This is a genomic window from Desulfobacter sp. (assembly GCF_050177295.1).
This window is the reverse complement of sequence record NZ_JBFXHE010000149.1, coordinates 1-9,784: the sequence shown is the minus strand read 5'-3', so window position 1 is coordinate 9,784 and position 9,784 is coordinate 1. Positions and strand designations below refer to the sequence as shown.

At 48.9% G+C, this 9,784-nt stretch carries 11 protein-coding genes; 8 read left to right on the top strand and 3 right to left on the bottom strand.

The window, feature by feature from the left end; translation table 11 throughout:
- A partial coding sequence (locus AB7U36_RS11835) for a hypothetical protein (protein WP_428159980.1) occupies positions 1-435 on the bottom strand: 435 nt, incomplete at its 3' end.
- 107 nt (positions 436-542) lie between these two features.
- Positions 543-1,520 (bottom strand): phosphate/phosphite/phosphonate ABC transporter substrate-binding protein, encoded by a 978-nt coding sequence (locus AB7U36_RS11830; RefSeq protein ID WP_428159979.1) that lies wholly within the window; start codon positions 1,518-1,520, stop codon positions 543-545.
- A gap of 236 nt (positions 1,521-1,756) precedes the next feature.
- Here AB7U36_RS11830 and prmA point away from each other — a divergent pair, with 236 nt between their 5' ends.
- From prmA to AB7U36_RS11790, 8 genes are all read left to right on the top strand, one after another.
- Positions 1,757-2,794 (top strand): 50S ribosomal protein L11 methyltransferase, encoded by a 1,038-nt coding sequence (prmA, locus tag AB7U36_RS11825; RefSeq protein WP_428159978.1) that lies wholly within the window; start codon positions 1,757-1,759, stop codon positions 2,792-2,794.
- Between the two features lie 95 nt (positions 2,795-2,889).
- The gene (locus tag AB7U36_RS11820) at positions 2,890-4,005 is read left to right on the top strand and encodes an ABC transporter permease (protein WP_428159977.1); all 1,116 of its coding nucleotides are present in this window, start codon (positions 2,890-2,892) and stop codon (positions 4,003-4,005) included.
- Positions 4,002-4,751 carry an ABC transporter ATP-binding protein gene (locus AB7U36_RS11815; RefSeq protein WP_428159976.1) on the top strand — a complete coding sequence of 250 codons (750 nt, stop codon included), beginning with the start codon at positions 4,002-4,004 and terminating at the stop codon, positions 4,749-4,751. The genes AB7U36_RS11820 and AB7U36_RS11815 overlap by 4 nt, the downstream gene beginning before the upstream one ends.
- Before the next feature lie 18 nt (positions 4,752-4,769).
- Positions 4,770-5,840 (top strand): MlaD family protein, encoded by a 1,071-nt coding sequence (locus AB7U36_RS11810; RefSeq protein WP_428159975.1) that lies wholly within the window; start codon positions 4,770-4,772, stop codon positions 5,838-5,840.
- 6 nt (positions 5,841-5,846) lie between these two features.
- Positions 5,847-6,506: an ABC-type transport auxiliary lipoprotein family protein gene (locus tag AB7U36_RS11805; RefSeq protein WP_428159974.1), complete on the top strand. Its 660-nt coding sequence runs from the start codon at positions 5,847-5,849 to the stop codon at positions 6,504-6,506.
- Positions 6,507-6,539: 33 nt separating this feature from the next.
- Positions 6,540-7,304 (top strand): phosphoribosylformimino-5-aminoimidazole carboxamide ribotide isomerase, encoded by a 765-nt coding sequence (gene hisA, locus AB7U36_RS11800; protein ID WP_428159973.1) that lies wholly within the window; start codon positions 6,540-6,542, stop codon positions 7,302-7,304.
- A 457-nt stretch (positions 7,305-7,761) separates the two neighbouring features.
- Positions 7,762-8,283, top strand: coding sequence for a hypothetical protein (locus AB7U36_RS11795; RefSeq protein WP_428159972.1), 522 nt, complete (start codon positions 7,762-7,764; stop codon positions 8,281-8,283).
- A gap of 11 nt (positions 8,284-8,294) precedes the next feature.
- Positions 8,295-9,065, top strand: coding sequence for a sulfite exporter TauE/SafE family protein (locus AB7U36_RS11790; RefSeq protein WP_428159971.1), 771 nt, complete (start codon positions 8,295-8,297; stop codon positions 9,063-9,065).
- A gap of 255 nt (positions 9,066-9,320) precedes the next feature.
- Here AB7U36_RS11790 and AB7U36_RS11785 read toward each other — a convergent pair whose 3' ends face one another.
- Positions 9,321-9,557, bottom strand: coding sequence for a response regulator (locus AB7U36_RS11785; protein ID WP_428159970.1), 237 nt, complete (start codon positions 9,555-9,557; stop codon positions 9,321-9,323).
- Positions 9,558-9,784 lie beyond the last annotated feature (227 nt).

The window sequence follows — 9,784 nt, the reverse complement described above, 5'->3', positions numbered from 1 at the left end:
TGCGTGAAAAACACGACAAAAGGTTTCAAGCAGGAAGCTGTCGCCGTTTTTATGGACCATTGCCATATCCGTGCCGCGCAAAACATCCGCCAGAATCTTTGTCCGGGATGGATTCATGACAGGTGCACAGATTGCCACCTGGTGAAGCAAACGGCCTGCACGGTCAAATACGGCGATATGATTCACGTCTGATTCAGAAACCATATTATCCGGAAGAACACTTTTTATGGTTCCCACATCATTGAGATAGGCGCCCTGCCGGATTTGCAGGTTATCGGAAAAGAGACGGGCCCATGCCTGGGTATTTTTCCGGCTCAGACAAAGACTGAGCCGGACACGCTTTTCCGCCTCCATCAAATGGGAGTGAAAAAATGCATCCGTGCGCTGCCAAAGAACGGCGAGCGTGATAACCAGGGTCAGGCAAAAAGGCAGCAACAGGGATAAAAGGAAAAAAGCTGCCTTTTTTTTAAGTGTGATATTCTTAAACAAGATCGGGCTGACTCTCTGATTTGGCGACTGTCGAACGGTCACAGGGATTTGTCTCAGTTTTCCCGGGATATGTTTTCCGTGTAATGAAGCATATCCACGACAACCTGATAAAAGGAGGGATCACGAACGGTAAACGAATCAACCTCAAGCTGCTGCCGCAGCGCAGGATCAACAGCAGACGTTCCATCTTCCGAACAGGTGCCTGAAGAGATCGACAAAAGAATCTGCTGTATCTGGTTTATCATTTCCCGGGACACGCCTTTTCCGGCCACCCATGGTTCATTGGGAATGGGCGGGGTTTTTTCGATGATTTTCAAACAATTGCCGCACTGCTGCATGGCATTTCGAAAATTGCCGTCATAAGTTGCCCCGGCATCGGCTTTTCCATTGATCACCCATTGGGTCACATCAGGATGCTCCCCAAGAAAAAGGTTTCTGGAAAAAAAGGTTTGGGGATCAATCCCGGCTTTCAAAAAAAGCATCAGGGGATAGTAATATCCACTGCCCGATGTCCGGTTGACAAAGCCGAAACTATACCCTTTCAGATCCCTAAGATTTTGGGCCGGGTTGTCTTTCCTGGTAAAAATATATCCATAATAGAAATCAGAAGGGTCATCCCCGGAATTGCTCACGGTTGCAATATAATGTACATCGGATTCATGGGTCATCAGGGCTCTGGCATAGGACTGGGAAGAAAAATGCGCCACCTGGATGCGTCCGTTGGCAAGGTGGGTTAAAATATCTTTATCTTCAAGGAAATAGTTGATTACAAATTGTTTTCCAAGCTTCTCACCAATATAATTTAAAAGTGGGACAAAGGCCTGGTTCATAACATCCTCGGACTCCAGATATTCCACACCGAAATTGATGACATCGCCTGCCCAAGGCGTCCCGGGTTCTGCACTGCCCGGGGGATTGTCTTTCCCCCGGGCCAATGCGCCATGACTAAAAATCCAAGCGCAGGATATGACTAAAACCGTCAGCAGGATACGAAACGCCCGGTAATGCCGGATACATCTATTTTTTATCAAATTATTTTCCATCATTGTTTTCCATAAAAAGTCCGGCTCTCCCCCACCCTTTCCTGAATTTATACACGACCCTGCCCTTTTAGCCAATCGGGTACGGCAATCCAAAAAATTTCTTCATGTAAATATGAGAAAACTATTAGATAATAATTAGGATGGGAAATTTTTTTGCCTGTTTCCCAGGATTTTATCAGATTTATCAGATTTCATCGAGTCACGCCTTTGTCCCGTAAAATGTTATGAAGACTGCCTGTTTTCAGCGTCAGGCCAGGCAGGTATGGATTGTCAACGATAATGTTGATATAACCCCCATGGGCGGCAAGCCCGCAACAAAAAAAACAACAGGAAATACCATGAAATTCAAAAAAGTGACTGCCCGGTTCGATGCAGACAATATTGAACTTGCCGAAGAAGTGATCTGCCATATTTTCTTTTCATTAAACCTGAAAGGCGTAATCTGCGAGGTCCCCATCCCCGAACCGGATGAGGGGTTCGGCACCCGGACCCTGAAACGGCCTGAGCACAACAGCATTATCGGCTACCTGCCGGACACGGATGATTCCGATATTATGATTTCCAAAATCAGGGAATGTCTGGCAGGATTGTCGGATATGGCTGTGCAGGTGGATGTTTTATCGGAACGTGTGGACGAAAAAGACTGGGCCCATGCCTGGAAAGACTATTTCAACGTCACCCGGATTACGGACAAAATTGTGGTGAAACCCGAATGGAAGGACTATACCCCTGCACCCGGACAGATTGTCATCCACATTGATCCGGGCATGGCATTCGGCACAGGCACCCACCCCACCACATCCATGTGCCTGGCCCTTTTGGAAGAACATGTACAGCCGGGCAAAACCATGCTGGATGTGGGGTGCGGGTCCGGCATACTGATGATCGGGGCCGCAAAGCTTGGGGCAGGCGCCATGACCGGCATTGACGTGGACCCTGTGGCCGTGGAGATCACCCGGCAGAATCTGGAAAAAAACGGGATTGCACCGGAGCATTTCAGCCTTGGGGCAGCAACCCTGGATAAAACACCTCAAGTCCGGTACGACCTTATCTGCGCCAACATCATTGCCCAGGTTATCGTCTCCATCATGCCGGATATCGCAGCCCGCCTGGCACCGGACGGGACTGCCATCCTTTCGGGCATCATTGAGGAGCGCGTACCGGACATTTACGCAGCCCTTGGGGCCGAAAACCTTAGGTGCGTCAGGAAAATCAACCACGAGGAGTGGGTGGCGCTGGTGGTTCGTTTGAGAACACCTTGATTCCCTGTCATAAACATGGTTTAATCCCCCCGAACAGTAACACATGGTGCCCCAGAGCCCCCAAAAAAAACAATATTAAGAGACAAGGGGATATTTTGCCGGAACTGAACATTGAAACCGTAAACCACACAACGGCAATGCTTTTTTCAGGACGGCTGGATGCCCCGGGCGTGGCCCGGTTATGGGATACCGCAGTGAAAACGGTTAAAAAACCAGGCCAGGAAAAAATCCGGATCGACCTTGGATCCGTTGATTACATGGACATGGCCGGTGCCACCTTTATCTCCCATTTAAGCCGTCTGGCAGGCAGCACACCGGCAGAACATCCCGACTTCGTGACCGGACTCAAAAAAGAGTTTTCCCCGCTTCTGGAACTGGCCCAAAAATCAAAAAACAAGGCATTGCCCCCGCCACCAGAGATTTCCTACATTGAAAAGACCGGTGAAGATCTGGTTACCTCCCTTGAAGATGCTAAAATGTTCATCTCCATGGTCGGAGAGATCACGGCGGCCCTGTTTTCCTGCATAAAAAATCCAGGCCGTGTCCGGTGGGCCGACACCTGGATGGTGGCGGAACGCTCCGGGGTGAACGCGCTGCCCATTGTGGGGCTGATCTCATTTATCGTAGGCCTGGTCATGGCCTTCCAGGCTGCCATTCCCATGCGGATGTTCGGGGCGGAAATATATGTGGCCAACCTCATCGGCATTGCCATGGTCAGGGAGCTTGGGCCGCTGATGACCGCCATTGTGCTGGCCGGCCGGTCCGCATCTGCCTTTGCTGCGGAAATCGGCACCATGAAAATCAACGAGGAAATTGACGCGCTCACGGTCATGGGCATGGAGCCGGTCAGGTTCCTGATTGTGCCCCGGGTCATTGCCGCCACCCTGATCACGCCGCTTTTAACGGTATTTTCCAATTTTGTGGGCATCCTTGGCGGTATGGTTGTCATTCTTTCCCTTGGCTATCCACCAATCACCTACTACAACCAGATGGTTGGATTTGTCTCCTGGGAAGACCTTGCCGGGGGCCTTGCCAAATGTTTTGTATTCGGCCTGCTCATTGCCGCTACCGGCTGTATCCGGGGGTATCAGACCCTGAGGGGGCCTTCTGCCGTGGGCGATGCCACCACAAGGGCTGTGGTATCCTCCATCATTTTAATTGCCGTGTTTGACGGTATTTTTTCCGTAATTTTCTTTTATCTGGGCATATGAACGAAACCATTATCAATGTCCGGCACCTTTTTGCCGGGTACAACAACAACGCCATTATGGAAGATCTCAACTTTGATATTCAAAGCGGTGAGGTGTTTGTTATCCTCGGCGGTTCCGGCTGCGGCAAAAGCACGGTGCTCAAACACATGATCGGCCTGGTGCCGCCAGTGTCCGGCCAGATCTTCATCCATGGCGAAGATATGGTAACGGCCCGGGGAGAGGCGCGCAACCGCCTGCTGGCCACCATTGGCGTGGCGTTCCAGAACGGGGCCCTGTTCGGCTCCATGACCGTGCTGGAAAACATCATGCTGCCCCTGGTGGAGTTCACGGATCTCCCCCGGGAAGCCATTGAAGCCATTGCCCGGGTCAAACTGGATCTGGTTGATATGGGCCATGCCCTTTATCTTCTGCCCGACGAGCTGAGCGGCGGCATGAAAAAAAGGGCAGCCATTGCCCGGGCCATGGCCCTTGATCCGGCCATCCTGTTTCTGGACGAACCCTCTGCCGGGCTGGACCCCTTGACCTCTGCCGAACTGGACCGCCTGATCCTGGAACTGGCAGGGTCCCTTAAAATCACCTTTGTCATTGTCACCCATGAGCTTGAAAGCATTCTGACCATTTCCGACCGGGTGATCATGCTGGGCAAAACGGAAAAAGGCATCATTGCCCAGGGCGATCCCAAAACGCTCAAAGCGGATCCGTCAAACCCATATGTATATAATTTTTTTAACCGGAACCCATCATAATTTTTTGGAACCCGACCCATGACCCAGAAAACCAATTATTTTAAACTCGGTCTTTTTGTTATCCTGGCCTTTGCACTGACTGCGGCCATGCTTATTGCCTTTGGCGCAGGCCAGTTTCTCAGGACAGAAACCCTTGCCGAAACCTATTTTAACGAATCTGTCCAGGGTCTGGACATCGGCTCGGAAGTTAAATACAAAGGGGTAAAAATCGGCGCTGTAAAATCCATCACCACCCCCACAAAGGTTTATGACATTGCCTCAAATTACGTTCTGGTCACCTTTGCCCTGTCCGAAGACTGTTATGTGGGCCAGACCGGAAAAAATCCTAAGGAACGTATGAAAAAAGCAGTCAAAGACGGCCTTTCCGTATTTTTATCCTTTAACGGCCTGACCGGCTCCGCATACCTGGAAACCGATTATAAAAGAAACGGGCCGGATGAACTTAAAATCACCTGGACCCCTGAAAACCTTTATGTGCCGTCCCGGTCCAGTAACATCAAACAGGTATCGGACGCACTCAGCCAGGCAATGGAAACCTTGGGCTCCCTGGACTTCAAAGAGATGAAAGAGGAGCTTTCGGCCCTTCTCAAGGGACTGAATATCACAAAGGTATCTGAACAGGCAGAAAGTTTGCTCAGGGAACTTCGCCAGACCAACAAGGACCTGGCCAAAATCCTGACATCCGGCCAGGTCAAACAGCTTCTGACCGATGCAGGCGCATCCGTGGCAGACTTAAAGCAGATTGTTCAGGCAGCAAAAGTTCCCATCAAACAGACCCTGGCAGATATCAATACGGCATCAGGCAGTTTCAAACGCATGGCCACCGGCCTGGAACAAGGTTACGAAGGAAAATTGACCGAAATGTCCGAAAAAATGAATACGGTTCTGGCCAGCCTTGAAAACACATCCCGGTTACTGGAAAACATGATCTGGACAAACGCGGATGTCATCGAAAAAACCATCGGGAACCTGGAGGATACCACTGAAAACCTCAACCAGTTCACCCGGGAACTGCGTGAATACCCGGGCAGGATTCTCATGGAAGCCCCGCCTGCCAGAAAGACATCAACATCAGGAAAGGAGAAATAAACCGTTATGAACCGCCATCGCCCCTTAACGCTTTTGCCCCTTTTTGTGATGATGGCCTGCATCTTAACGGCACCAGCCTTTTTTGCCGGATGCGGGATTAAAAATGATTACACGGAAAAACAGATGTTCAAACTTTGTGCAGACTGCAACAATCCTGCCGGCCAAGGCAACCGGTCAGCCGGGGCCCCGTTGGTGGTCAAGCGACTGGACATTTCACCGGAATTCGGCGGCGCGGGATTTGTCTACCGGATCGATCAGAACCGGTTTACCCAGGATTATTATAACAACTACATGACACCTCCGGCCCGTATGATCAGTGATGTGATGTTTGAAGCCCTGGTCAACTCGCCTCAGTTTGCACCTGCCCCCCAAAACCAGGTTCCGGACGATATTTTCCAGTTATGGGGTAAAATCACAGCGCTTTATTGTGACCAGCGCAACGCATCCGCGGTATCAGCCGTGATGACCATGGCCCTCAACCTTGACCGGTTAAACAAAGACGGGTTCACACCGCTTCTGGCAAAAACCTATTCCGCGCATATTCCCCTGGGCAGCGACACCAGCCCCAAGGGGTATATAAAGGCCCTTAACCGCGGACTGACCCGCATTGTTAATAATATTCTGTCGGATTTTCAAAAAATGCCGGCCCCGGCGGATAACCAATAATTTTTTTTGAGTTTGTTATTTTGAGTATGTCATATGAAATTTCGACCCTGCATTGATCTTCGAAACGGCAAAGTGGTCCAGATTGTGGGCTCCACCCTGTGCGATAACACCCAGGACAGCCTTGTCACCAATTTTGAAAGCACCCGGACCCCGGAACAGTTTGCACGGATGTACCAGGCAGACCAGCTTTTCGGCGGCCATGTGATTGCCCTTGGCCCGGGAAATACCAAGTCAGCCCTTGAAGCGCTGCAAGCCTTTCCCGGCGGTCTTCAGATGGGCGGCGGCATTAACCCTGAAAATGCACATACCTTTCTGGATGCAGGCGCATCCCATGTCATTGTCACGTCGTATGTTTTCTCCCAAGGCCGCATGGACATGGACAAGCTCAATACCCTGGTGAATGCCGTGGGCAAAAACCGCCTGGTTCTGGATCTAAGCTGCCGGAAAAGGGACGGTCAGTTCTGGATTGTGACAGACCGCTGGCAAAATTTCACCGAAAAGGCCGTAACCCCGGCCACCCTGGAACATCTCTCCGCATTCTGTGACGAATTTTTAATCCACGGCGTGGATGTGGAAGGCAAAATGCAGGGTATCCAGGAAGAACTGGTGGTGCTGTTAGGGGAACACAGTCCCATCCCTGCCACCTATGCCGGCGGAGCAAGCCGGTTTTCAGACCTGGATCGGGTAGAAACCCTTGGCAACGGCCGTGTGGACCTGACCATCGGTTCAGCCCTGGACATATTCGGCGGCACCATCCCCTATCAACAGGTGGTGGCGTGGCACAAGACTCAAATCTGACCCGCTTTTACGCCGGGCGAGCGGCGGTCCCATCACCGCGAGACGCCTTGAAAAAACACATTGCGCACCCAAATATCGTACATCAGTTGGATGGATACAATATTTTCAAAAAAGTACCATATTGGCATGTATAACCAGAATGGCACAATGATCCGAAAAATAAATTTTATGCATTGTTTTTAATTAGTTACACTATTTATGGCTTCTTCGGATATGCCAAATTGGCATGTTTTTCTGCTGTGTTTAACCCCTTTTTCAACTTTATACCTTCCAGCACAGAATCAGCAATCCCCCAAAAAAATAATAACTATTTAATTTTATTTGCAATATTCATTTTTTGCGTTTTCTTAATTCAAATTTAAATTAGTTTGGAATTAGGTGGTACGATAAATGATAGTTTCCGCTTGTTATATAAAGATAAAAAAAACCTCAAACAGGTCAAACAGGAAACGAAAAAATGAAAAAAGAAACGGATGAAAAATTAGCAGCCATTATAATGTGGTCAAATGATCCTTATATCGCAAAAGAACTTGTCCGGGAGCTTGGCATTTTACACCGGATGGGGATGGACACCATGGTATTCCTGATTGAGGACGGTACAGATTTGGCCTTTCCTGACGGAATTAAAAACATCTGCCATGATCCCCGACTGCAAGAGGACTTGCTAACTGGAATTGAGTCATGCTTGGATTTGGGCACGTTTTTCCTGGCCTGTAAAAAGTGCTATAAAGAACGGACTGCCGGGGATAAAAATGATTTGGGAAAACCATTTGTCGGCATAGGTGTGGATGCCTTGAACAACTTTGTTACCGAGGCGATGCAGGCAGATATTTTCCTGACCTTTCAAGGTTTCACGGAGAAACGGATCATTGAATTAATCGACCAGCGAATAGAAAAATCCATGTCAGGAATAGACCGTCGAACGGCAAAACCCCTGTCAGTAATTGATCAGCGAATGGCAAAATCCTTGTCGGCATAGGAGGAGGGATTGTGGAGTATTTAATTGTTGCAGCATTAACTATTGTCGCGAGTACATTGACAGGAACGGTTGGCGTAGGCGGAGCACTGGTTATTGTTCCTGCATTGACCGTGGCAGCCCTCAACATCGGGCTGCTTCAGCCTGAAATACGTCTCATCGGTTACGCCATGAATTTCATCAGCCTTGCTCCCATTGTCTTTAAACACCGTAAAACAATAGATTATTCCCTGGCAAAGCCATTGATTGTTTTTTCAGTCATTGGGGCGTTTATCGGGGCGAATATTCCGGCGTTTATTGATGAAAAAATATTATTGTCTTGTTTTGTTGCCACCCTGCTTGTCATCATCTTGCTGCTGGTCAAAAAAATGTATGACAAAACCCAGACTGTTAAAAATTTCCAGCACAATTATCGCAACTGGCTGGCAATCAGCCTGATCGGCATGATCGTTGGATTGGCATCCGGCCTCTTTGGCATCGGGGGCGGTGTGTTTATGTTACCGCTGGTGATAATTTTTATAGGCGTTAAACCTAAAAGTATTATCCTTGTCACCCCGTTAGTTGTTTTATTCTCTACCGGAACAGGCATCATGGTGTCTTTGTGGAATAACATATGGTTACAAAACACGGCCGTTGCTGTGATAGTTATTCTGTCTGCCCTGGTGGGAGCGGAATTAGGTGACAAGCTGCGAGGGAAAATGTCTGACAGGATGTTGCAGTGGGTAATTGTTATGGTGTTACTGATACTAACGGTGAAGTTAGGAATGAAGGTGGTTGCCATGTAATTAACCCGCACTGCCAATCCCTGGCTGGGAGAGAAATCTGAATCACAGGAAACCCATGCACATTTTAAATCTTTCATGCGATTCCCCCTGTCCCCTCCCCACAGTGCTGACGCATGATATTTTTTACCTTTTAACCCCAACCGGGTCCGCCGGTATTAAAAAAACTTTGTCGCAAAATACCCATAAACTAAATTTCGATCTTTTGATAAAGGTATATTGAGGGGGAGTATAGTACCCCCCGCCTTGATTAGATCATTACCTTTGAATGGAGATTGGAGTGATAATCCATTGTGGTCGTAAGATTAACAGTAAGGAACTGATAATCTTTTTCAGTTCCCGGGCCAGCTCGTCACCTGTTAACCCGGGCATTGTCAGATCCGTGATCACCAGGTCGAATGTATCTGGATTGGCTTTCAATATCTCAAGTGCCTGGCCACTGCCTGTACGGGCAATGGTATCATAACCGAAGAACTGGAGAAATTTTTTTTCCATGCCAACGCCTGTATCGGAAATCAACATCGGAAATCAACAATTGCAAGTACCTGCCCGGTTGAAGCTCCAAGAAACGGGGTAACTTATTTTCATCAATGTCTGTTTCACAAAGCTCCACCGTAAGTGTTCCGCCGCTGTTCTCCATGGCTTGGTATGCGTTTGTACACAAATTCATGATCACCTGATGAATCTGGGTGGGATCCGCCATTATGGGGCTGCAGTTCATA

Coding starts and splice junctions, on each gene's coding strand:
- AB7U36_RS11785 (WP_428159970.1), bottom strand. CDS start 9,557: ATGGAAAAAAAATTTCTCCAGTTCTTCGGTTATGATACCATTGCCCGT.
- AB7U36_RS11805 (WP_428159974.1), top strand. CDS start 5,847: ATGAACCGCCATCGCCCCTTAACGCTTTTGCCCCTTTTTGTGATGATG.
- AB7U36_RS11810 (WP_428159975.1), top strand. CDS start 4,770: ATGACCCAGAAAACCAATTATTTTAAACTCGGTCTTTTTGTTATCCTG.
- AB7U36_RS11795 (WP_428159972.1), top strand. CDS start 7,762: ATGAAAAAAGAAACGGATGAAAAATTAGCAGCCATTATAATGTGGTCA.
- prmA (WP_428159978.1), top strand. CDS start 1,757: ATGAAGACTGCCTGTTTTCAGCGTCAGGCCAGGCAGGTATGGATTGTC.
- hisA (WP_428159973.1), top strand. CDS start 6,540: ATGAAATTTCGACCCTGCATTGATCTTCGAAACGGCAAAGTGGTCCAG.
- AB7U36_RS11815 (WP_428159976.1), top strand. CDS start 4,002: ATGAACGAAACCATTATCAATGTCCGGCACCTTTTTGCCGGGTACAAC.